We start from the raw sequence: 22,661 nt of genomic DNA on the forward strand, positions 1-22,661 counted from the left end.
GCGAATTGTGAAATGTAATCCTTTACATTGAAAATGAAAACGATTACATAAAAGTGAACAGGAAAGGCTTGATCACCTTGGGAGGGGAAATGAAGCTGGGTGTGAACCTGCTTTGTGTCGGTGGCCTGATCGGCGAAGCGCAGCTGGAGTTCTGCAAGCTCGCAGCCGAGGCGGGGTATGATGGCGTGGAGATTCCCGTGCTCGAAGGGTCGGTCGACCACTATGCGTGGCTGGCTGCACAGTTGGACGCTCTTGGCCTGGAACGAACCTGTACCGCGATCACCCCCGACCCAAAGGCGGACCCCACAAGTGCCGACCCAGAGGTCCGGGCGGGAGGCATCGCGCATCTGGACTGGATACTGGAATGCGCGACAGCATTGGGTGCCCAGACCATTGGCGGACCCTTTCATGCGCCGATCGGGCATTTTACCGGCAGCGGACCAACTGTTGATGAATGGAAACGCGGGGCAGAGGCGCATTTCCGGATGGCGGAAAAAGCGCAAGCGCGCGGCATGCTTCTGGCGTTAGAGCCGCTCAATCGTTTTGAAACTCATTTCCTGAATACGGCGGCACAGGCCGCGCAGTATTGTGAGATGGTCGATCACCCGGCGTTTGGGATTATGTACGACACGTTCCACGCGCATATCGAGGAAAAAGACGAGGCGCAGGCGATTGCTGCGCTCGCGGGCAAGATCAACGTTCTGCACGTCTCGGAAAATGACCGTGGGACGCCCGGAACCGGCCAGATTGATTTTGATACGGTTTTCGCGGCGGTCAAAAAGACTGGTTTCGATGGCTGGGTGGTGATGGAGGCATTTGGCGCTGGTGTTCCTGAACTTGCTGCTGCCACACGTATCTGGCGTCCGATGTTCGAAGATCATCCGCAACTGTTCCACGATAGCGCCACGTTCATTCGCAAGGGATGGGCACAGGCATGAGTGGCGATGTCATCTTTGAGATGAAGGGGATCACCAAGGTTTTTCCGGGGATCAAGGCGTTGGACGCGGTCAGTTTTTCTGCGCGATCAGGCGAGGTTCACGCGCTGGTCGGCGAAAATGGGGCGGGCAAATCCACGCTGATGAAAGTGCTCTCCGGGGTCTATCAGGCGGAAGAAGGCGACATCATTCTGCGCGGTCAAAAGGTCCGGTTTGCACACCCGCTTGAATCGCTCGCGCAGGGCGTCAGCGTGATTTATCAGGAATTCTCGCTGCTGCCTGACCGGACGGTGGCCGAGAATATCTTCCTGGGCCGCGAACCCACGCGCCGTTTCGGATTGCTGGATACCGAAAAGATGCGGCGCGATACCCAAAGCGTGCTGGCGTTGTTTGGAAACCGCCATCGGTTTGGGCCCGACACTCTGGTCAGCGATCTGGATGTTGCGCAACAGCAAATGGTCGAGATTGCCAAGGCGTTGTCGCTGAACGCGCAGGTCATCGTTATGGACGAACCGACAGCCGCGCTTAACGACACGGAATGCGAGCTGCTGTTCCAATTGGTCGACGATCTGCGTGGGCAGGGGCGTTCGATCGTCTACATCACCCATCGCATGCGCGAAATCCGTCGTCTGGCGGATCGTGTCACAGTGATCAAGGACGGCAAGGTCGCGGCGGCGTTCGATGATGTCCCTGAAACCGGCCAGATTGTCGAAGCCATGGTCGGGCGTGACATCGGGCATTTCTATCCTGAACCTGCCAGCGCAGAAGAGGTTGGCGAGGCCGTATTGACCGTGCGCGGCGGTTGCAACGACAGGCTGATCGACATCGACCTTGATCTGCGCGCAGGTCAAATCACCGGGTTCGCTGGTGTTCAGGGTGCGGGCCGTACCGCGTTGGCGCTTGCCCTGTTCGGAGCGGAACCGTTTGTGAAAGGTGCAGTCTCGGTTGAGGGCGAAGGCGTCACGTTGGCGAACCCGCGTAGCGCAGCCAAGGCAGGGATTGCCATGCTTCCGGGTGATCGCAAGGCCGAAGGGCTGATGCTGATGCAATCTGTGCGCGACAATGGCATGATCTCGGCCCGCGCCTTTTCGGCCGCGACGGGTGCGCCAGACAAAACGCCGATTTCCACTCTGGATCAGATGGATGCGCTTTTTGACACCTTTGACCTTCGGGCGGCAAATTACGGTGTTGAAATTCAATCCCTGTCCGGCGGTAACCAGCAAAAGGCTATTGTCGCGCGCTGGCTGTCGTTGTCGCCGAAAGTCCTGATCTTTGTCGAACCAACCCGGGGGATCGACGTCAATACCAAGGCCGGTATCTACGCCCAAATGCGCAAACTGGCGCAAGAGGGCGCCGCAGTTATGGCTATCTCGTCCGATCTGCCCGAGGTGCTGGGCATCTCGGATCGGGTCTTGGTGATGAGCGACGGAAAAATCGTGGCCGAGTTTGGATATGGTGCCAGCGAAGCCGAAGTGATGCATGCGGCGACTGAAGCCCATCTTGAACTGGAGGGCGCATGAGACGGCCCCGCAATCTTGCCGCGCTGGCCCCGTTCTTGCTGTTGCTGGTCGCCATGGCGACTTATGTCGCCGTTGCGGTCGCCACTGGGCAAACTCAATACCTGACCGCTGAGAACCTGCTGGGTCTGCTGGGGCGATCGATTGCGCTGGGGATCACGGCCATTGGCCAGACTTTCGCCATTCTGATTGCCTCGATCGATCTGAGCGTGGCGAACCTGATTTCGGTCTCGGCGGTGCTGGCCTCGTCCATCATGTCGGGCGATCCGGCAATGATGTTGCCTGCGGTTGCGGCTGTGCTGGCCGTGGGGGTTGTGGTCGGCCTGATCAATGGGCTGGTCATCACCCAGTTCGAGGTCAATCCGCTGATCGCAACGCTGGGCATGGCCCTGATCCTGCAAGGGTTGCTGAGCGCCACGTTCAACAATTTCGCCGGCGAAGTGCCGGAAGAGTTTCAGGTCTTCGCCTATGGTCAGATTGGGGGCGTTTCGATCAGCCTTATCTTCCTGATTGCGCTGACCGTGGCGGCCTGGGTGTTTCTGCGTTTCACTCGTGCCGGGTCCAACATCTATTCGGTCGGCGGCAATCCGGATGCGGCCAAACTGGCCGGAATGCGTACCACGCGCGTGGTCATCATGGCACATGTGATTTGCTCGGTCTGCGCCAGCATCGCGGGGCTCTATCTGGCCAGCCGGTTGCGTTCAGGCGCGCCGTGGATCGGGCGGGATGGTGTTTATGATCTGGAATCCATCGCTGTGGTTGTCATTGGCGGCACCGCCCTGTCCGGCGGGCGCGGAGGGGTCTGGGGCACCCTGATGGGGGTGATGATCTTTTCGCTGATCGACTCGATCTTCAACATCGCGGGAGTGGACGCCTTCGCCAAACAGATCCTGCGCGGGGTCATCATCGTGGCCGCTGTCGCCGTCTATGCGGTGCGCAGCCGGAGGATCGAGGCATGATGGCTCGTATAAAACAGATCAACCCGGTCTTTCTGGTGCTGGCGCTGCTGTTCGTGGCGATTGCAATCCTGTCACCCTATTTCCTGCAACCGACCGGGTACATGAACTTCCTCAAACGCGCGGCCCCGATTGCGATCCTGGCGGTGGGGCAGCTTTACGTCATCAACTCGGGCGGGTTCGACCTGTCGGCGGGGGCGCTGGTGACATTGACGGTGATCGGCAGCTCGATCCTGCTGGATGGGGATGCAAGTGCGACATGGTGGGTGATCCTCGTCATGCTGGGCGCAGGCGTGATCGTGGGAACGGTGAACGCGCTGGTGGTGTCCTGGCTGAAGGTGCCGTCGATTATCGCCACGCTGGGGATGATGATTACCCTCAGCGGGATTGCCCTGACGTGGTCGGGCGGGGCTCCGCGTGGATACCTGCCCGAGAACTTCCGGTTCTTCGGGCGTTACCTCATCAAGGACATGCCGCTGGTCAAAATCCTGCCGGTTGCGGTGATTGTCATGATCGTGGTCTGCGCCGCGATGTGGTGGCTGATGCACCGCACCAATTATGGCAAACGCCTGATCGCCATGGGCGATAATCCCAAAGCGGCCTTGCTGGCCGGAGTCCCACTCACGGAAACTCGGATTGTCGCTTTTGTCATGTCGTCGGTCTCGGCGGTCATCGCCGGGATATTGCTAGGCGGATTTGCAGGAGTGTCCACCGATGTGGGCGTGGGGCTGGAATTGCAGGCCATCACCGCCGCCGTCATCGGTGGCGCGCAATTGCTGGGCGGGCGCGGCACCGTGGGGGCCACGATTGCAGGCGCGCTGGTTTTGCAGGCGATGTTCACGCTGCTCAACATTTTGGGCTTTCCCAAACCCACCCGTGACGTGGTGCAGGGACTGATTTTGATCTCGGCGGTGGTGATCGCCGGATACCGACGACGCCGATCCGGGGGATAGGCGCCCAATAACTTTTCAGAGGAGGAAACGAAATGATTAAAATAATGACAGCAACCGCGCTGACGGCGCTTGTGGTCGCTCTGCCCGCGCAGGCGCAGAATTTCGATGACCCGGTCGAATTTGCCAAGCAAAAGGACATGCTGGGCGCAGCCGCCAATGGCGATGCGTCAACCCCTTGGCTGCAGCACTATGGCGACGTGATGGCCGATACCTCGGGCTTCAAGAAAGACGGCCCGCACACGATCTGCTTCTCGAACGCGGGTGTGAACAACCCGTGGCGCGTGGTCGGCTGGAACACCATGCAGGCCGAGGTCGAACAGCATGACAGTATCGCCGAGTTCGTGGTGACCGATGCCGAAGGTTCGGACGACAAGCAGATTGCCGATATCGAGGATCTGCTGGCCGGTGGCACCTGTGACGCCCTGATCGTGTCCCCCAACACGACCGCAGCCCTGACCCCCGCTGTGGAAAAAGCCTGTGAACAGCTGCCGGTTATTGTATTTGACCGCGGCGTGAATACCGATTGCCCGGTCACGTTCATCAAGCCCGTCGGTGGCTATGGCTTTGGCATCCAGTCCGGTGAGTTCATTGCGGCCAACGCCCCCGAGGGATCGGACGTGCTGATGCTGCGCATCCTGCCCGGAGTGGACGTTCTGGAAACCCGCTACTCTGCCGCGAAACGCATTCTGGAAGAGGCCGGTCTGAACATCGTCGGTGCGGAATTCACCGATGGCGACCGCGCCAAGACCAAGGCGATTGTCGAGGACTATATCCAGCGCGGCAACCAGTTGGGCGCGGTCTGGATGGACGCGGGCGCAACCTCGGTCGCGGCGATCGAGGCGTTCGAGGATATGGGGCTGGACGTGCCGATTGTCACCGGCGAAGACCAGCAGGATTTCCTGCAGAAATGGCAGGAGATCGGCCTGAACACCATCGCGCCGACCTATCCGACCTATCAGTGGCGCACGCCCATTCTGGCGGCTTTGAAGGTTCTGGATGGCGAGGTGATCCCCGGCCCGGAATGGAACCTGCCGCAACCGGCGATCACCAATGACAATCTGGCGGATTTCGTGAACCCGTCGATGCCGCCGCTGCACTATGCGGGTTGCGGCTGTGAAGACATGCCGGGTTACCCCGAGCGTTGGGGCGGCAAGTAATCAACTGACCCCGTCAGGCCCCGGTCGGGGCCTGACATCCATGTTTTTCAAGGGAGGCTGATATGCCGGGTGCGATCAAAGGGCCGGGGTTATTTCTGGCGCAGTTTGCGGATGACGCCGCTCCGTTCAATTCACTGGGCTCGATTGCAGAATGGGCTGCGGGTCTTGGGTACAAGGCCGTTCAGATCCCGACCTTTGACGGGCGGTTGTTCGATCTGGATAAGGTCGCCGACAGCCAGACCTATTGCGATGAGATCACCGGCATATGCCGCGAAGCAGGCGTTGAGGTCAGCGAACTGTCGACCCACTTGCAGGGCCAGCTGGTCGCCGTTCACCCCGCCTATGATCAGGCTTTTGATGCCTTCGCACCCGAGACCGTGCACGGCAACCCGAAGGCGCGGCAGGAGTGGGCCGTGGATCAGGTCAAAAAAGCCGCCATCGCCGCCCGGCGCATGGGGCTGGACACCACGGTCAGCTTCACCGGTTCGTTGGCCTTTCCCTATCTCTACCCCTGGCCGCAGCGCCCGCAGGGCTTGATCGAAGAGGCGTTCACCGAACTCGCCCGCCGCTGGAAGCCGATCTTTGACGCCTATGCCGAACAAGGCGTCGCAATCGGGTTCGAAATCCATCCCGGAGAGGATGTGTTCGACGGGGCCACCTTCGAGATGTTCCTTGATGCCGTAGACGGACATGAGGCCTGCCGGATCAATTACGATCCTTCGCATTTCCTGCTGCAACAGATGGACTATCTGGAATTCATCGACCTCTATCACGACCGCATCTGCGCCTTTCACGTCAAGGACGCCGAATTTAACCCGACTGGGCGGCAAGGGGTCTATTCCGGCTATCAGGGCTGGACCAACCGGGCCGGGCGCTTCCGCAGCCTCGGCGACGGACAGGTGGATTTAAGCGCAATCTTTTCGAAGCTGACGCAGTACGGATATGACAGCTGGGCGGTGCTGGAATGGGAATGCTGCCTAAAGTCCCCCGAACAAGGGGCGGCTGAGGGCGCGCCGTTTATTGCGCGCCATATCATTGAAACCACGGACAAGGCCTTTGACGATTTCGCAGGCGGCGAAGTGGATCAGGCCATGATCCGATCCATGCTGGGGCTGAGCCAATGACACCTTTGAAACTGGGCATGGTCGGGGGCGGGCAAGGGGCCTTTATCGGAGCGGTCCACCGCATCGCCGCCCGGCTGGATGGGCAATGGCACCTGGTGGCGGGGGCGCTGTCGTCCGACCCACAGCGGGCCGAAGCCTCGGCACAAGAGTTGGGGATCGAACGATCCTATTCCGATTTCCGCCAGATGGCGCAGGCCGAGGCTGCCCGCGACGACGGGATCGACGCGGTGGCCATAGTGACGCCCAACCACATGCACGCGGACCCGGCCATCGCGTTTCTTGAGGCCGGGATCCACGTCATCTGTGACAAGCCACTGGCCGCCACACCCGAGGATGCCGCGCGGATCAAGGCCGCAGCCGAGGCGTCGTCCGCGCATTTCATCCTGACGCACAATTACACCGGCTATCCGATGATCCGGCAGGCGCGCGCGATGGTGCAGGCGGGCGAATTGGGCAAGCTGCGTCTGGTGCAGGTGGAATACGCGCAGGATTGGCTGACGGAACCCGCCACTTCCGACAACAAACAGGCCGACTGGCGCACCGATCCGGCGCGGTCGGGGGCCGGGGCCATCGGCGATATCGGCACCCACGCCTTCAATCTGGCGCATTTCGTGACGGGCCAGGTGCCTTCGCATCTGGCGGCAGATCTGTCCAGCATGGTGCCGGGCCGTCTGGTCGATGACAACGCCCATATCCTGCTGCGCTATGCCAGCGGCGCGCGGGGGATGCTGTGGGCCAGTCAGGTGGCGGTGGGCAACGAAAACAGCCTGCGCTTGCGGGTTTACGGCGACAAGGGCGGGCTGGAATGGGCGCAGGAACATCCCAACCACATGCAGTTCACCCGGTTCGGAGAGCCCAGCCAAATCCTAACCCGGGGGTCGGCGGTTACAACTGAAACATCCCGCGCCGCCACACGTGTGCCTCCGGGCCACCCCGAGGGCTATCTGGAAGGCTTCGCCACGCTCTACGCGGATGCGGCAGCGCTGATCCGGGGGGAGTACCCTCCCCAAATGCTGCTGCCGGGATTAGGCGACGGCCTGCTGGGGATGGCTTTTATCGCAACCACACTCACATCCGACAAAAGCAACGGGCAGTGGCAGGCCATAGGGTAAAGGCCGTGGATGCCCCAACGGCATCGCGTCATGCCAATATGCCTGCGCGTGTAATGCGATCTTTTTTGCACTTGATCATCACATTGCTAGCCGGGTTCGTCTCGTTACCTCGGGCCACCAATTGAAGACCAAATGGTGCGTTTTCGGGTTGCAAAGGCCGTACCGAAATCTTCACCGATCAGCAAAAGCACCGGCACGATGAACAGCGTGATCAAAGTTGCAAATAACATGCCGTAAGCGATTGAAACTGCAGCTGGGATTAGGAATTGCGCCTGTTCTGATGTCTCCCACAATAATGGTGCCAGACCCAGAAAAGTTGTGAGGCTGGTCAGTATCACTGCGCGAAACCGTCGCGTTCCCGTATCAATCAAGGCGCCGGAAATAGTGGTACTGACTTGCCGTCTTTTATTGTAGGTTGAAACCAGCAGCAGGCCATTGTTCACGATCACCCCGCTTAGGGCGATGATGCCGTTGATGGACAGAATACTCAACGGGATGTTGTGCAGCCAATGACCCCATACCGCCCCGACCAGACCAAAGGGCACCACCAGAAGGACAAGCCCCGCCTGCACATAAGACCGCAAGGCGACAGCCAGCAGGCCATAGATGATCAGTAATGCCAGCGCGAAGGCGTGGACCAGACCTGTGCTGGCCTCTTCCTGTGCTTGCGTTTCGCCGAAGAACCCGAATTTCAGATCGGGATGCGATTTCAGCAAAGGTGGCAGGATTTCCTGCAGGAACCTCTCGCGCAGCGCAAACCCGTCGGTGACGTCATGGTTAATGCTGGCCGTCAGGGACACCACACGGCCCTGATCGCCGCGGGTGACTTCATCTGAGATAAAGCCCCGCGTCCAGTTTGCCACGGCGCGAAGCTGAACCCGCTGCCCATCCGGCGCGCTGATGTCCAGCGCCGTGATGTCAGACAGGCTTTGGCGGCTGGCCGCGGGGGTTGTCAGCCGCACCGAAATTTCGCGGCCTGCATCCATATACGTGGCAATCTCAACCCCATCCAGCAGACCATCGATCTGCCGGGCCACATCGTCCACGGTCAGACCCAGAGTTTCACCCAGACGGGTCAGTTCCAACTGGACCTGAGGCTGCATTGCGGCATTTGAACGGTTGACCTGCGTCACGCCATCGGTGGCACGCAAATGTTGCGCGACGATCTCTGACACGTCCTGCAGAGCCGCGCGATCCGGCAGGGACAACTCGACGCTGAAATCGGGAAATCCTGACATCCGGTTCGAGAAATTCAGCTCCTGCGCGCCTTCAACCGGCCCGACACGGTTCCGCCATCGCTGCAGAATTTCGACACTGTCAGCGCGTGGTGAGATTTCCGCCACAATGGTTGCAGACCGGCCCTGCGCCAGCAGTTCAATGGTTGAAATTGCCTCAGCACTTGTTGCGGAATTCATCTCATCGCGAAGGGTAATGCCTGCATCGGCGATCCGCAGGGCTTCTCGTTCAAACACAGAAACCGCCAAATCCGGTTGGGCGACATATGTGATCGTCAGAGTGCTTTGCGGGATGTCGGGAAAGAAAGCCTGTCGGATGACACCACTGGACACCGCATAAAGTGTTGCCGCAAAACAGCCCACCATCAGCAGCAGGCTGGCATAGCGCATGCGCAGGGCAAATCGCAAAGCGGGTGCGTAAACATCCGTCGCAACGCGCCGCAACATGCCCGAGCAGTAGTCTGAGACAGCCGTAAACCTGTCGCCCCTCTGACCCGCCAGATGAGAAGGCAGGATCAGCTTGGTCTCGACCATGGAAAACAGCAGGGTAAAGATCACAATCGTCGAGAATTGCGCCAGAATGCGGGCGAGGTCGCTGTCGATCAGCGTGATGGGAAAGAAGGCGGCAATTGTGGTGAGCATGCCAAAGACGGTTGGCATTGCAACTGCTTGCACGCCCGCATAGACCGTTTTCGCCGACGCGCCGTGGTGAGAAACGGTCTCGGTCACGCTTTCGCCCACCACGATCGCATCGTCGACCACCAATCCCAGCGCTACGATAAAGCCGAACGTGGTCAATTCGTTCAGGGTAAAACCAAAACCGGCGGGCCCCATGAGGATCAGCGCACCGGCAAAACAGACAGGCAGGCCCAGTACAACCCAAAAGGCGACGTGCGGTCTCAGAAACAGGCCCAGCACGATTGCGACCAACAGCATTCCCTGCAAACCGTTCTTGGTCAGTAGCGCCAGCCGGTCTGCAATGAATCCGCTTTGATCATTCCAGACATGCAGCGAAACTCCGGGCGGAAGCGAGGGGCGGCTGGCAAAGGTGTCAACAGTCTCCTGCAACGCGCGCGCGGCGGAAACCAGATCCGAGCTGGCGTTCATTTCAACCGTGAGGCGTATCGCAGGCAGGCCATCAAAACGCAGCAGGCTGCGCGGGGTTTCAAAATCGTGCCGGATATCGGCGATCTGTGACAAGGTGACAATCTGGCCGTCAGGGCCGGTGGTGACGGTCATTCCGGCCAGATCACTCGGGTCCAGCGCGGTTTCCACAGTGCTGACAACAAGCGGCCCGGTATCGGTCTCAATACGCCCTTCCGGAGCGCTGGCCGTCAGGTTGATCAGGTCTGCCGCCAGCTCTTGCCGCGCCAGATTGTACCGGGCCAATGCCTGTGGCGGCACTTCGATCACCAGTTCCGGGGTCCACTCTCCGGCCATGGACAGCGCGGAAATCTCGGGCCGGGCCAACAATGCATCTCGTAAATGGCGCGCGGTACGCGCCAGGGTCTGATGATCGACATGCCCGACAACCGACACATTGGCGACCTCTTCGACCCAGACATCGCGGGTGACGCGGGCGCGTTCGGCCTCGGCCGGCAGGCTGAGCGTTTCGATCTCTTCGCGTATCTGCAGGATCAGGTCGTCAATGTCCGCTCGGGTTTCCTTTTCTACGGTGAAATAGCTACCCGTCGGGTCCGAGCGGCTGCTGATGCGCCTGATCCCCTCGATCCGGCCAAGCGCGGCCTCAATCCTGAGGGTGACGGCCTCTTCGGTTTTCAGGGCTGAGCCGCTGTCATAGGGCACCACGATGCTGACTTCGACCGGAGGCAGTTTCGGAAAGCTTTCGCGCCGGATACCAGTGAGTGAGATCCAGCCCATCGCCAGAATGGTCAGCATGAGCAGATTTGCCGCAATCGGATTGCGGATGAACCATGCGATCAAACCATGGGTCCGCTGCTCAGCCATCAGTGTCGCGCTCGGTGGTGACAGCTGTGCCTGCCTGATAGCTGGCCAGTGGGCTGATCAGCACTTGGGCATTTTCAGGCAGCGATCCTTGGGGTAGATAGGAAAACCCGTCCCGTTCGAAATGTGCGGTGATGGTCATATCCCGCAAACGGTTGTCCTCCGGCAACACATACAAGACCCGGTTGTCAAAGGTCAGCGCGCTGCTGGGTGTTTTCAAAAGTGTCTGCCGCGCCGTACCCTGCAAAGTGATCGCGACAAAGGCACCGGGCAGCAGGGATTGCATCTGCGGCTGCGGCAGTTCAACCCGCAGCCGCAGAACGGGCTGTTTGGTGAAGTCGTCGGCCGTGGCCAGAATACGCTCGGGTGTTGCGACAAACTTGGCCCCCTGATCGGTTGTAATCTTCCCGACCAGTGGCAGGTTGGTCATGTCGTCAAAGCCGCGCGGCAGCAGTTGCGCCCATTCCTCGCGTGTCAGCGCCAGATCGACGATCAGATCACCGGCCGAAATGACTTGGGCCAACGCCTCGCCGGCACTCACATAGGCACCGGGGTACAGTTTATGCGACAGGATCATACTGGGAAACGGGGCCTGAAGCTGCAGTTTGGTCAGATCGGCCTGCGCCTGATCCAAAGCGACCTTGTCCGCATCGCGCCGCAATCGTGCCGCGTTCAGATAGGGTTCGCGCAGAACCAGTGGTGCGGTTTGCGACACCTCGGTCCCGGCCCGCCGGTTGCGGGCAAGCTTGGCCGAGCGTTCTTCCAGCAACAGGTTCAGGTCGCTGGCGGCAAGTTGGGCTTGCGCCTCGGCCACGGCGGTTTCAAAAGGGATCGGGTCAAGCCGCGCCAGCACGGCCCCTGTGGGATGAAGATGACCGGGTTCCAGCATGTCTGAAACCCACAGAATCTGACCTGATACCGGAGCGAACAGGCTGCGCTTAGTCCGGGATTTCACCGTTGTGTGGCGGCTGATTTCCGGGGCGACATGGACCATCTCGACCGGTGTAACGGTGACCAGCGGCCTGTCGGCCGAACCGGCCCCGGTTTCCGCAAACGCTGGGCTGTTCGCGGCAAACAGGCTGAATAGCAGACCCAGCACCCGTCCGGACGGCGATGATTGCGGCAAGGTCAGGGACACTGTGGGCCTCTGTTTCTGCTTGGAACAAGAGCATCCGGGCCGCGCGTCACACGCGGCCCGGTTTTGGTTCAGAACCGTTTGGTGACGGTCATGAAGTACCGGCGACCCTCGGTGTTGAAGTCATCTCCGAAATCGTCGGTCCGGTTCAGCGTGTTATCCGTCACGTTCAGGATGCCGCCATTGATCACCACACTGTCGTTCAGATCGTACTGGGCCAACAGGTCAGCGGTGGCGATGCCATCGACCTGGGATGAGAACTCGGCCTCACCCGAGGTGGGAACATAGGTGTATTGTTCAGACACATAATTCCCGGCCAGCGACAGGCGCAGCTGTTCGGTGACTTGCCAATCCAGCTGAAGGTTGACGGTGTGATCCGGCTGATAGGCCAGCGGACGTTCGATTTCCTCGGTGACCTTGGCATCCAGATAGGTGTAGTTGCCCGAGAACGTCACCACATCCGTGATATCCGCCGAGAAGGTCAGTTCCAGACCACGGGTCACGACCTCTTCGAGGTTCTGGTAGGTGAAGATCGGATTGCCGTCCGGACCAAAGCCCACAAAGTTGTCGAAGGTTGGCGCCAGTGTCCGGTCAAAGGTCCGGGCGGGGGGGAACTGGATCATATTGTCGATCTTGTTGTTGAAGACCGTGGCATCAAACGACACTCTCGGCCCGGCATAAGACAACGCGATCTCGGCGTTGACGCTGGTTTCTGCATCCAGATCTTCCGACCCCAGAAGATAACAGTCGCCCCCGCAGGACACCTGCTGCCAGTTTGGGCTGGTTTCCAGCAGGGTCGGTGATTTGAACCCGGTTGAGACACCGCCTTTGACGATCCACTGGTCATTCAGCTCATACACGCCGTAAATACGGGGGCTGAAATTGGTGCCGTAGTTTTCGTGGTAATCCAGACGCCCGCCAAAGGTCACTTCGAGCCGGTTGCTGAATTCGACCCGGTCCTCGATGTAGATTGCGGATTCCCAGACCGAGGTGGTGCCATCGCCAACCAGGTTGAAATCATCTTCCAGGTTCTGCGATTCCAGCGAGGTTCCCAGAGTAATGTTATGTAAGAACGCGCTGCCGCGGGTGGCGTTTACTCTGGCGTCCAGACCGTAGCTGTAGGATTTGTTCGGCTGTTCCGTGCTGAGCGCGCTGCTGACGCCGACGTCATTTTTGATATGATCGCCCCAGAGTTTGATTTCGCTGGTGCCAAACCCGTGAATACCTGAATAGGTAAGGGCGGCGGCGTTGCGGGTCAGCGGAACTTCGTCATGCTGGCGATTCGAGTAGCCATAGTTGAAATCAAGACGGTTGGCTCCGTCGATCTCATAGGCCAAGGCTCCGTCGAAATAGCGGTTCTTGCTTTCGGGGATACCTCGGCTGGGCTCGGTAAAGAACCCGGTCCGCGGTGGATTGATATCGTCATCATCCGCCTCGCGCCGTGTGTAACCGCCGCTAAGCCGGAAAGACAGTTGATCATTGATCGGGCCGCTCAGGGTCAGACCCGCGCGATAGGCATCCCCGGCCTTGCTGTTGTCCTGCAACGTGTACGAACCGGTGACCGAACCGCTGAGGACATCTTCGGGCCTTTTGGTAATGATGTTGATCACACCGCCGATGGCGTCGGCACCATAAAGCGAGGACATCGGACCGCGCACGATCTCAACCCGTTCGATGGTTTCGATATCCACCCAGTCCAGATCAAAGTCATTGCCCCGGAACAGGTTGGGGTTTGAATTCACGCGCTGGCCGTCGATCAGGATCAGCGTGTAGCGATCGCCCAGGCCGCGCAACTGCACGCGGTTCAGGTTCCCGCTGCGCAGAACGGTGACACCGACAGTACGGCCCAGAACTTCGGTCAGGTTGTTGGCGCCATATTCTGCGATTTCTTCGGCGGTCACGACGGTCGTGCTGGCCGGGGCTTTGCGCAATTCGGTCGCCGTACCCGCCGGCGTGACAACAATCTCACCCAGATAAGTGGCGTTAGGGTCATATTCTTGTTCGGCGTCTTGCGCCGATGCGCTTGCCGCAGTCGCAATTGCGGCAGCTACGGACCAGACAAATCTGTTTGTCCGGTGTCTTGCGGCGTTTGAATGGCGCGGCATGTCCCACGCGTCTTGTTTTGATTCGGTCATTTCGACGTAACCCTCGTCTTGATTTGATTGAATCAAGAGCCGTTTGGCTGCGTCTGCTGCCCGCTATGCGAGAGAGCGCCGAGCGTTGCTCACGAAATCTTGACTTTTTTTGTGGGTTATGGATGATCGCCGCCGCTAGCTCCATGAGAACCGCCATTGCGAAAGCGACAAAGGTATTTGCGCAAGTACCACCAATGCTCGGGGACACGGCAAGCATCCACAACTTGGTAGCTGTGAATGCAGGGAAGACAATGACAATAGACCATTATCCGGGCGGCTTGCGCATCGGGCATATGAACGAAACCGTTGAATGCCCCCGCAACGCGGACGCCTTTCAGATCGAAGCAAAGTTCATCGTCCTGATTGTTTTGAACGGGCGACAGATTTTTACAATTGACGGGCAGCGGTTCGCCCTTAAAGCCAATGAAAAAGACGGCGTGGCCAGTGCCGTGACGATTGCCGTGCGTTCCAGCGCGATGGTGCAGTATCAGGAATCCTCGGGCCGTCCGCTGCGCAAGCTTGCGATTGCGGGTCAGTTGGACTGGTTTAACCAGTTCCACACCGATGCCGACGCGCCCGCGCATTTCGGCAGCGTTGCGCCTCACCGCATTCCGGCCATGGATGGGGCTGACGCCTATTCAACTGCGCTATGGACTCCGGGGCCCCGGGTCATTCGGTTGGCGACGCAAATCATCCTGCCGCCACCGGATGACAATCAGCAGCAACTGGGCTTGTATCGCATGTCCAAAGGGATCGAAATCCTGCGCTGCATGTCCGAGGAAAAGGACGCCCGTCGCGTTGACATGGCCGCGCAAGTTGAAGGCCGCCGTCGGGTCGAGGATATCCGGCTTTATATTCTGGACAACCTCAACCGCGATCTGACGGCCTGCCAACTCGAAGAGAAATTCTGCCGCAACCGCAGATCGTTGCAGCGTGTCTTCAAGTCGGAATACGGGGTCAGCATTGCCGAGTTTGTGCGGAGTGAGCGGCTGAAGCGGGCAAATTCGGCCCTGCGCAACGAGGGGATTTCAATTGCCGAGGCGGCGTTTCTTGCCGGTTATTCTAATACGGCCAACTTCTCAACGGCGTTCCGCCGGGCCTTTGGGATGCCGCCCGCCAAAGCTCGCAGCTGCGAGGCCTGATTTCAGGCCCGCAGCGTCGCCCCGCCATCTACGTAGAGGTCAGCCATGGTGACATGGCCGGCCTGATCGGACAACAGGAACATCGCAGCCGATGCAATGTCATCCGGCTGCGCCAGTTTCCCCAACGGGATGCCGGTTTTATAGCTGTCCAGATCGCCTGCAATCACGTTTTCCGCCCCTGTCGCATCGCGCCACATGCCTGTTTGCATGGGTGTCATGGTTGATCCGGGTGCCACAAGATTGCAGCGAATGCCGTATGCGCCCAGCTCCAGACCCAGGCACCGCACATACATATGTGCCGCGGCCTTTGACGCCGCATAAGCGGCCATGCGGTGGCGCGGTATCCCAGCCGCGTTTGAACCTATGACCACCATCGCCCCGCGTCCGCGTGCCTGCATGCGCGGGGCTGCGATCCCGCACACATTGAACGTGCCCGTCGCGTTGACCCCCATGACGCGGGCCCATTCCTGAGGTGTGGTTTCCTCGGCCCTCATGTATGAGACGACGCCGGCACCGTGGGCTAGCAAGTGCAGCGGGCCCACTTCGCGCTCGACCCAGTCGATCACGTCCCCGACCTGAGCGGCATCGCTGACATCCATGGGTCGGTCATGATCGCCCAACGGCGCTGCGATCCGTGCAAGCGCGTCGGCGGTATCCGTGGCCACGACGATGGCCCCGGCCTGACGCAGATGCGCACAGAGGCTTTGCCCGATCCCACCAGCGGCCCCTGTCACCAGCGCGACGCGATCTTCAAATCCGGTCAGCCTCATTGCGGCGGCGCGCTCAGCTGTGCAAGCGCTGCATCCGTATTCAGGACTTGCCCGCAACACCCCGCAACCCATGCCATCGCCATATCATGGCGCGCCCGGTCGAAATCGGCCTGCGCATCGGCGACGGCAAAGGGTTCGATGTCCAGCTGGAACGCCTCGGCAGCCGTTGCAAGGCAACCGATATGGGCAAAGACCCCCGCGATCAGCAATTGATCCCGCCCGCGTGCGCGCATCAGTGGTTCTAGATTGGACCGTTGAAAGGCGCTGTAGCGGTGTTTGACCAGCACGATATCGCCCTCTTGCGGGGCGATGGCTGGCAATACCTCTTCATGTTCGGCTTTGGCGGACATGCCGGGCCCCCAAAGCTCGGACTGCAAGCCGCGATCAGCACGCAATTGATTTCCATGCTGCGCTGTATAGAACACGGGAATGCCCAAGGCGCGGGCGCGCGCCAGCAGGCGCCCGATATTCTGCATGACCCCTGGCAACGGGTCTTCATCGCCGGGATAGGGGGCGCAGAAATAGCGCTGCATGTCATGTACCAAAACGGCCACGCGACCAGAGGTCAGAGAGAACCCGGCGCGCGACGCAGGCAGGTCTGAGTCGTCAGGCAGAGGATATGGGGCGATTTGGGGTAATCCCATGAATTTTGTCCTTCTTTCAGGCGGGTTCCGACAACCGGTTGGCACGCAGTTGCTGGCGCAGATCCTTGCGCGACAGCTTGCCCACAGCGGTCTTTTGCAACACGGCGACGATTTCGATCTCATCGGGTATCTTGTAAGGCGCGATCTGGCGTGCGCGCAGAAAACGCCGGATTTCAACCGGCCGCACAACAGCGTCCGGGTGCGGTTGCACAAAGGCGCAGCTGCGTTCACCCAGCGTCTCGTCAGGAATGGCGACAATGGCCACATCCATGACTCCGGCAAGCGCGAGGATGTGATCCTCGACCTCTTCGGCCGAAAACTTTTCACCGGCGCGGTTGATTTGATCGCCGGACCGGCCTTGCACGGTCAGGTTGCCCTGCGCATCCTGCACCACAATATCGCCGGTGCAATAGAACCCGTCATCGGTGAAGGCGCGCTGATTGGCGGCGGGATCATTGTGGTAGGCACAGATTGTATAGGGCCCGCGCACCTGCAAATGGCCGGGGCGTCCCTGTGCCACCGGGGCCCCCGCATCGTCCACGACCCGAATTTCATCTGCCGGGCTGATCGGACGGCCTTGGGTGGTCAGACGCAGCACCTCGGCGTCATCCAGACGCGTGTAGTTCACCAACCCTTCGGCCATGCCAAAGACCTGCTGCAGGCGGCATCCCAATGCGGGTTCGATCTGGCGCGCGATTTCCGGCTGCAGCTTGGCCCCACCGACCTGCATCACCTCAAGCGATGACAGATCATGCGGCGTCGCCGGGGCTGCGTTCAACCAGACCTGAGCCAGTGGAGGAACAAGCGCGGTCATCGTCACCCGGTAACGCGCGATCAGTGCCATGCAGGGTTCGGCCGCCGAATTGGGCGGCAACACCACCATCCCGCCGGCCATGAACACGCCCAGACTGCCCGGAGAGCTGAGCGTAAAGTTATGCGCGACCGGCAGCACCGCCAGGTATCGACTACTGCGGGACAGGCCACAAATTCGCGCGCTTTCGCGCAGGGAATAGATATAGTCATCATGGGTGCGCGGGATCAGCTTGGGCAATCCGGTGCTGCCGCCCGAGATCAGCAAAAACGCAACCGAAGATGCATCCGGGTCGTCGGGCAGGGCTGCTGAGTCAGCGCTGATCTGGGCAAACGGCAGGAAATCGCCCGCATCTCCCACAACGATCACATGGGTCAGGCCCGGGCAGGTGGCAGTGATATCCTCCGCCATGGAGCAATAATCAAAGCCATCATGGCTGTCTGCGATAATCAGCCCCTCAGCCTCAGCCTGGGATACAAAATGCGCTATCTCGGTCTGTCGATGCGCCGGGAGGGCAAAGACAGGGTGCATCCCCGCTGCGAACAAGCCGAACACCGCAACGAAGAACTCGGCGCAATTGGGGAGTTGCACGACGACCCGCGCGCCGGGTTGCAGGCCCTGGGCAATAAGACCCGCGCCGAACCTTTCCGCGCGATGATGCAGCTCGCCATAGGTTAGAACCCGTGCATGGGTTTGAGAGGCATCCACGAGTGCAGGCGCGGCGGGGCGGTCCTGCGCCCATTGCCGCAACAGCTGGGGAAAGGTTTCGCCGGTCCAGTAACCGGCGGCCCGATACGCCTGAGCGCGCGTTTCGGGAAAAGGTTGCACGAGCGGTTGCATGTTGTCTCCAATCGTTTCCTAAGCCGCGGTCCGGGCAGCGCAAAGTGTTTCGGGATCTCTTGGCTTGCCGCTCAGATCGCGTGGTCGTAAATCAGCATTGGTCGCCCGAGCGAGCAGCGCTCGACGCGGCCTTGCACCTTATAAATCTCGGCCAGCAGCTTTGACGTGATCACCTGATCGGGCGGCCCGCAGGCCGAGATCACACCGCCGGACAGCGCCACCACCTGATCGGCCCAGGACAGTGCCAGGTTGAGGTCATGGCAGACAAAGACGCCGATCACCCCGTCTGCACGGGTAAATTCCGAGACACAGCGCATGACAGCCAGCTGATGATGCGGGTCCAGCGCGCTGGTGGGTTCATCCAGCAACAGCACGCCGGGCTCGCGGATCATGGCCTGTGCCAACGCCACCATCTGACGCTGCCCGCCCGAGAGGGATCGAAGTGGTCGCAGCGCCAGCGCCTCGATACCCAGCCGCTGCAGGATGCGTATCGCGCGGTCCTGCAGGGCCTGATCGGTCCGTGCAAACGGGTTGGCTGCGGACTGCGCCGGGATGATAACCGTTTCGATCACGGTCAGCGACAGCCCCTCGGGCAGGTGCTGTGGCATATAGGCGATGTGCCGCGCGCGGTCAGACCACGAGGCAGTCATCAGGTTCCGATTGCCATACTGAACGGTGCCGCTGGCCGGTTGCAGCCCTGCGATGGCGCGGATCAACGTGGTTTTGCCCGCCGCGTTCGGCCCGATGACGGCCGTCAGGCTGCCGGGTTGCAGCTCTGGCAGGTCCACGCCGCGCAGCACGCTAGTTGGCCCATAGCTGGCATGCAGGTCTTTGACCGTCAAAACCGGCATCACATCCTCCTCCGTCTGAGGATCAGAACCGCAAAGACGGGGATACCGACAAGTGAGGTCACAACCCCGATGGGCAGCAATACGCCGGGCACCAGCACCTTGCTGACCACCGATGCCAGGGACAGGATGACCGCCCCGCTCAGCAGGCTGGCGGGCAGAAACACCTTGTGATCCTCGCCTACCAACAGCCGGGCAATATGCGGCCCAACAAGCCCGACGAACCCGATCGTGCCGACAAAGGCCACGGCAATCGACGCCAGCAGGCTGATGCGCAACAGGGTAAAGAACCGCAAACGTTTGACGTCGATGCCGAAACTGGCCGCCCGGTCGGTGCCAAAGGCCAGCGCGGTCAACGCGTTACCCGAAGCCAGCGAAAGCGGCACGCATATCATCAACGCGGTCGCCAGGATCGCCAGTTGCGACCAGCTGACCTGCGATACATTTCCCATCGTCCAAAAGACAAACTGCTGAAGGGCGGCTTCGGACGCCACGAATTGAAGAAGGGCGACGAACGCGTTCAGGGCAAACACCAGCGCAATACCCAGCAGGATCAGGGTGTCACTGCCCGCCCCATGCCGGTGCGACAGGGCGCTCAGCAACATGACCGCGCCGAAGGCAAAGACAAAGGCGTTCCCGGGAACCAGCCAGACGCTGGCCAAACCGGGCAGGCCAATGCCGAACACAAAAGCCAGTGCCGCCCCAAGCGAGGCCGCCGCCGACACCCCCAGCGTAAAAGGGCTGGCCAGCGGGTTGCGCAGAATGCTTTGCATCTCGGCCCCGGCCAGCGCCAGTGCCGCGCCGACCAATATCGCCGCGACGGCCTGAGGCAGGCGCACATGGCGCAGGATGACCAGATCGCCATGGCTTGCCCCGTCGGCTCCGAACAGCGCCGACAGGCTGCGGGACACACCGATGCCCGATGGCCCCACCGAGAGATCAAGGCAAAACGACAGGCACAACAGCGCCGCCAGCGACCACAGGATCATCACACGCCTGCGCCGTATGCGCGCGAATGAGATCAGGATGGGGTTGGCTGTCAGATCAGTCATGGCCATCCGCCGCGCTTGTCCAGATCGCACCGGTGAAGTCGAACGGCAGGAATTGCTGATTGATGTCGTCCAGCGTCTGCTGGGGGTCCAGATCGCCGAAAACCTCGGGGTGTATCCATTGCGCCAGCAATTCCAGCGCAATGATGTTCAGCGGTGAGTTATGAATCGAATGCCACATGCCGTGGCTGCGCCCGGCCTGTATTGCCTCAAGATCGCGCAGGATTGGAGTGCGGGTCAGATCGACCAGCGATGCGTGTGCCATTTCGGGCGTGATACCGGGACCAACAATCAAACCGTAATCCTGTTCAAGTTGGCGCCCGCCGGTGGCGATGTAGATATCGGGTTGAAAAGCCAGAACATATTCCGGGGCGATCTGTGCGAATGTGCCGGGGATGACCTGAGCCCCGATATTGGTGCCGCCCGCCGCGGTGATAAACCGCCCAAGACTTACATCGCTCAGCGACATGCAGCACGCGCGAACCTGCGTTGCCTGCAAATGCATCAGCACCGAGGGGCGATCAGTCAGAGAGGCCGCGCGTTTCGTCACGCGGTCCCGGTGGGTTTGGTAGAACCGGATAAACGCTTCTGCCTGCGGACCTGAGTCTAGCGCCCGGGCGGCGATGCGCAGGCTGGGCAGCGTATTGTCGAACGGGTTGATGCGGAAATCGATAAACACGGTCGGTATCCCAGCCAGCGCCAGTTGCGCGACCAATTGATTTGTCGCAGGCCCCGCCGGGTCGCTGAGGATCACAAGATCGGGTGCAACCGCGATGACCTGTTCCGCAGACAAAGACGGAGAGCCCCTGGCCAATTCAGGCACGCCGGTAATGCCGGGAAAACGCGCCTCAAGCTCGGCCCTCAGGTCCGGGCCGACGCGTGATTTTGATCCCGCTCCTACGATGCGCCCGCCAAGTTCGGGATCGATCAGGGACAATCCGATGATCTGGCGAAAATCCGACAGGACCACGCGGTCAACGGGGCCTTCAATTGTCACGTTACGCCCGGTGATATCCGTCACGGTGACGGTTTGCGCTGTGCCGGTTAAGGTGCTGAAGCCCAGCAGCGCAAAGGCAATCAGCGATGTTTTGATCTGATCGAGCATATTCTTCATGGTCTGAACCTACTTGTCATCAAGCGCTTGCAAATCGGCCAGCCCGGCATCGCGCGGCAGGCCGAGGGCGGCAAGCATGGCTCCGAATTTTGCGCCTGTTTCTTCGGTTTCAGAGCGGGGGTCCGATCCGGGGACAATTCCGGCGCCTGCGTAAAGCCGGGCCTGGCTGCCGCAAATCTCGGCGCAGCGGATGGCGACATACCATGCGCCGTCGCCGGATCCGTCCGTCCAGCCAATGGCGCCGGCATAAAAATCGCGGTCCACCGGCTCAAGCTCGGCAATCAGATCCATTGCAGGGTTATGGGGCACGCCGCAAACGGCGGGCGTAGGATGCAGCGCGGCGGCCAGAACGGCGCTGGAAGTGTCAGGGTCGCTCAGCGTGCCTTCGATCCAGGTGCCCAGATGCCACATGGTCTGGGTGCTGGTCAGGCTGGTGCCTTCGGGCAGCGAAAGCTGATCGCAATAGGGGGCCAATGTGTCGAGAATATACTCGACAAGAAACTGATGCTCGCGCCAGTCTTTCGAGGATTGCGACAGCAGCGCGGCCGCCTTGGCATCAAAGGCCAGATCAGCCTGACGTCGTGCCGAACCCGCCAGCGGATGAGACCGTATTTTCCGCCCGGTTTTCGAGATCAGCAGCTCAGGCGTTGCCCCCACCAGACAGCGCCGCTGACCATTACGGTCAGGCAGAGGCATCTGAAACGCCGTAACCGCAGGGTCGCTGGAGAGCGCGGCAAAGACGGCACCGGGATCGATTGTCTGCTCAGACTGGGCCAGCAAAGACCGGGCCAGAACCACCTTGCGCAGACCTTCGGTCATGTCAGCTTCGACGTCCATCTGGCGCAACGCCCGCGCCACGCTTTGATGAAAATGCGCAGCAGGCGGTTCGGTTTTGACCGAGTGGAACGGCGTGGTCGCCACTGGCAAGCTGTCTGCTAATGGGTCGCGCTGGCATTGCGACATGCTCAGCATGTGATCGCTTCGGGACCGGTTGAACGGAAAGGCCCCGGCTAAGACGGTATCCCGCCCGTGCTGCGCGAAATGATGGGCCAGCCGCGCCGCCAGACTATCGCGCGTGCCGCCCGCAAGGGGCTGGATGTCCCCGTGGCCCAAAACGCGGCCTTCTTTGCCGCTAAACCGGAAACCCGCGCCCTGTTCGAAGGGCAGAAAATGCTTGTTTTCAGGAAGAATGCTGCTCATGAACTTAACCTTTCCTGTT

General features: G+C 60.5%; 18 protein-coding genes. 8 read left to right on the plus strand and 10 right to left on the minus strand.

Translation table 11 applies throughout. The features are described from left to right. Positions 1-89 precede the first annotated feature (89 nt). From ACRZ94_RS13195 to ACRZ94_RS13225, 7 genes are all read left to right on the plus strand, one after another. A complete protein-coding gene (locus tag ACRZ94_RS13195; RefSeq protein WP_480797528.1) occupies positions 90-938 on the plus strand; it encodes a sugar phosphate isomerase/epimerase family protein in 849 nt (282 codons plus the stop codon). Then, positions 935-2,455 carry a sugar ABC transporter ATP-binding protein gene (locus ACRZ94_RS13200; RefSeq protein ID WP_480654046.1) on the plus strand — a complete coding sequence of 507 codons (1,521 nt, stop codon included), beginning with the start codon at positions 935-937 and terminating at the stop codon, positions 2,453-2,455. The genes ACRZ94_RS13195 and ACRZ94_RS13200 overlap by 4 nt, the downstream gene beginning before the upstream one ends. Beyond that, positions 2,452-3,411, plus strand: coding sequence for an ABC transporter permease (locus tag ACRZ94_RS13205; RefSeq protein ID WP_480654048.1), 960 nt, complete (start codon positions 2,452-2,454; stop codon positions 3,409-3,411). The genes ACRZ94_RS13200 and ACRZ94_RS13205 overlap by 4 nt, the downstream gene beginning before the upstream one ends. Further along, positions 3,408-4,361, plus strand: coding sequence for an ABC transporter permease (locus tag ACRZ94_RS13210; RefSeq protein ID WP_480797529.1), 954 nt, complete (start codon positions 3,408-3,410; stop codon positions 4,359-4,361). The genes ACRZ94_RS13205 and ACRZ94_RS13210 overlap by 4 nt, the downstream gene beginning before the upstream one ends. A gap of 32 nt (positions 4,362-4,393) precedes the next feature. Next, positions 4,394-5,518 carry a substrate-binding domain-containing protein gene (locus ACRZ94_RS13215; protein ID WP_480654051.1) on the plus strand — a complete coding sequence of 375 codons (1,125 nt, stop codon included), beginning with the start codon at positions 4,394-4,396 and terminating at the stop codon, positions 5,516-5,518. Between the two features lie 62 nt (positions 5,519-5,580). Next, complete coding sequence (locus ACRZ94_RS13220) at positions 5,581-6,642, plus strand: sugar phosphate isomerase/epimerase family protein (protein WP_480654053.1); 1,062 nt, start codon at positions 5,581-5,583, stop codon at positions 6,640-6,642. Next, a complete protein-coding gene (locus ACRZ94_RS13225; RefSeq protein WP_480654055.1) occupies positions 6,639-7,754 on the plus strand; it encodes a Gfo/Idh/MocA family protein in 1,116 nt (371 codons plus the stop codon). The genes ACRZ94_RS13220 and ACRZ94_RS13225 overlap by 4 nt, the downstream gene beginning before the upstream one ends. Before the next feature lie 104 nt (positions 7,755-7,858). On the opposite strand, the gene ACRZ94_RS13230 is transcribed toward ACRZ94_RS13225, so the two are convergent. From ACRZ94_RS13230 to ACRZ94_RS13240, 3 genes are all read right to left on the minus strand, one after another. Continuing rightward, the gene (locus ACRZ94_RS13230) at positions 7,859-10,957 is read right to left on the minus strand and encodes an efflux RND transporter permease subunit (protein WP_480654056.1); all 3,099 of its coding nucleotides are present in this window, start codon (positions 10,955-10,957) and stop codon (positions 7,859-7,861) included. Continuing rightward, on the minus strand, positions 10,950-12,092 hold the full coding sequence (locus tag ACRZ94_RS13235) for an efflux RND transporter periplasmic adaptor subunit (RefSeq protein ID WP_480797530.1): 1,143 nt from the start codon (positions 12,090-12,092) through the stop codon (positions 10,950-10,952). The genes ACRZ94_RS13230 and ACRZ94_RS13235 overlap by 8 nt, the downstream gene beginning before the upstream one ends. A gap of 68 nt (positions 12,093-12,160) precedes the next feature. Beyond that, entirely contained in the window at positions 12,161-14,224 is a 2,064-nt protein-coding gene (locus ACRZ94_RS13240) for a TonB-dependent receptor domain-containing protein (protein ID WP_480797531.1), read from the minus strand. Positions 14,225-14,475: 251 nt separating this feature from the next. Between ACRZ94_RS13240 and ACRZ94_RS13245 the strand changes: the two genes are divergently transcribed. After that, positions 14,476-15,366 carry a helix-turn-helix transcriptional regulator gene (locus ACRZ94_RS13245; RefSeq protein WP_480654062.1) on the plus strand — a complete coding sequence of 297 codons (891 nt, stop codon included), beginning with the start codon at positions 14,476-14,478 and terminating at the stop codon, positions 15,364-15,366. A 2-nt stretch (positions 15,367-15,368) separates the two neighbouring features. On the opposite strand, the gene ACRZ94_RS13250 is transcribed toward ACRZ94_RS13245, so the two are convergent. The 7 genes from ACRZ94_RS13250 to ACRZ94_RS13280 form a co-directional block, all read right to left on the minus strand. Beyond that, positions 15,369-16,136: an SDR family oxidoreductase gene (locus tag ACRZ94_RS13250; protein WP_480654064.1), complete on the minus strand. Its 768-nt coding sequence runs from the start codon at positions 16,134-16,136 to the stop codon at positions 15,369-15,371. Next, positions 16,133-16,780 (minus strand): isochorismatase family protein, encoded by a 648-nt coding sequence (locus ACRZ94_RS13255; protein ID WP_480654066.1) that lies wholly within the window; start codon positions 16,778-16,780, stop codon positions 16,133-16,135. The genes ACRZ94_RS13250 and ACRZ94_RS13255 overlap by 4 nt, the downstream gene beginning before the upstream one ends. A gap of 16 nt (positions 16,781-16,796) precedes the next feature. Then, positions 16,797-18,431 carry a (2,3-dihydroxybenzoyl)adenylate synthase gene (locus ACRZ94_RS13260; RefSeq protein ID WP_480797532.1) on the minus strand — a complete coding sequence of 545 codons (1,635 nt, stop codon included), beginning with the start codon at positions 18,429-18,431 and terminating at the stop codon, positions 16,797-16,799. Between the two features lie 71 nt (positions 18,432-18,502). After that, complete coding sequence (locus ACRZ94_RS13265) at positions 18,503-19,282, minus strand: ABC transporter ATP-binding protein (protein WP_480797533.1); 780 nt, start codon at positions 19,280-19,282, stop codon at positions 18,503-18,505. After that, positions 19,282-20,331 (minus strand): FecCD family ABC transporter permease, encoded by a 1,050-nt coding sequence (locus ACRZ94_RS13270; protein WP_480797534.1) that lies wholly within the window; start codon positions 20,329-20,331, stop codon positions 19,282-19,284. Before ACRZ94_RS13270 ends, ACRZ94_RS13265 begins: the two co-directional genes overlap by 1 nt. Continuing rightward, entirely contained in the window at positions 20,324-21,442 is a 1,119-nt protein-coding gene (locus tag ACRZ94_RS13275; RefSeq protein ID WP_480654073.1) for an ABC transporter substrate-binding protein, read from the minus strand. Before ACRZ94_RS13275 ends, ACRZ94_RS13270 begins: the two co-directional genes overlap by 8 nt. Before the next feature lie 9 nt (positions 21,443-21,451). Further along, positions 21,452-22,642, minus strand: coding sequence for an isochorismate synthase (locus ACRZ94_RS13280; protein ID WP_480797535.1), 1,191 nt, complete (start codon positions 22,640-22,642; stop codon positions 21,452-21,454). Between the last annotated feature and the right edge of the window lie 19 nt (positions 22,643-22,661).

It is taken from the genome of Ruegeria sp. CH10, assembly GCF_056537125.1.

Coding starts and splice junctions, on each gene's coding strand:
- ACRZ94_RS13195 (WP_480797528.1), top strand. CDS start 90: ATGAAGCTGGGTGTGAACCTGCTTTGTGTCGGTGGCCTGATCGGCGAA.
- ACRZ94_RS13200 (WP_480654046.1), top strand. CDS start 935: ATGAGTGGCGATGTCATCTTTGAGATGAAGGGGATCACCAAGGTTTTT.
- ACRZ94_RS13205 (WP_480654048.1), top strand. CDS start 2,452: ATGAGACGGCCCCGCAATCTTGCCGCGCTGGCCCCGTTCTTGCTGTTG.
- ACRZ94_RS13210 (WP_480797529.1), top strand. CDS start 3,408: ATGATGGCTCGTATAAAACAGATCAACCCGGTCTTTCTGGTGCTGGCG.
- ACRZ94_RS13215 (WP_480654051.1), top strand. CDS start 4,394: ATGATTAAAATAATGACAGCAACCGCGCTGACGGCGCTTGTGGTCGCT.
- ACRZ94_RS13220 (WP_480654053.1), top strand. CDS start 5,581: ATGCCGGGTGCGATCAAAGGGCCGGGGTTATTTCTGGCGCAGTTTGCG.
- ACRZ94_RS13225 (WP_480654055.1), top strand. CDS start 6,639: ATGACACCTTTGAAACTGGGCATGGTCGGGGGCGGGCAAGGGGCCTTT.
- ACRZ94_RS13230 (WP_480654056.1), bottom strand. CDS start 10,957: ATGGCTGAGCAGCGGACCCATGGTTTGATCGCATGGTTCATCCGCAAT.
- ACRZ94_RS13240 (WP_480797531.1), bottom strand. CDS start 14,224: ATGACCGAATCAAAACAAGACGCGTGGGACATGCCGCGCCATTCAAAC.
- ACRZ94_RS13245 (WP_480654062.1), top strand. CDS start 14,476: ATGACAATAGACCATTATCCGGGCGGCTTGCGCATCGGGCATATGAAC.
- ACRZ94_RS13250 (WP_480654064.1), bottom strand. CDS start 16,136: ATGAGGCTGACCGGATTTGAAGATCGCGTCGCGCTGGTGACAGGGGCC.
- ACRZ94_RS13255 (WP_480654066.1), bottom strand. CDS start 16,780: ATGGGATTACCCCAAATCGCCCCATATCCTCTGCCTGACGACTCAGAC.
- ACRZ94_RS13260 (WP_480797532.1), bottom strand. CDS start 18,431: ATGCAACCGCTCGTGCAACCTTTTCCCGAAACGCGCGCTCAGGCGTAT.
- ACRZ94_RS13265 (WP_480797533.1), bottom strand. CDS start 19,282: ATGCCGGTTTTGACGGTCAAAGACCTGCATGCCAGCTATGGGCCAACT.
- ACRZ94_RS13270 (WP_480797534.1), bottom strand. CDS start 20,331: ATGACTGATCTGACAGCCAACCCCATCCTGATCTCATTCGCGCGCATA.
- ACRZ94_RS13275 (WP_480654073.1), bottom strand. CDS start 21,442: ATGAAGAATATGCTCGATCAGATCAAAACATCGCTGATTGCCTTTGCG.
- ACRZ94_RS13280 (WP_480797535.1), bottom strand. CDS start 22,642: ATGAGCAGCATTCTTCCTGAAAACAAGCATTTTCTGCCCTTCGAACAG.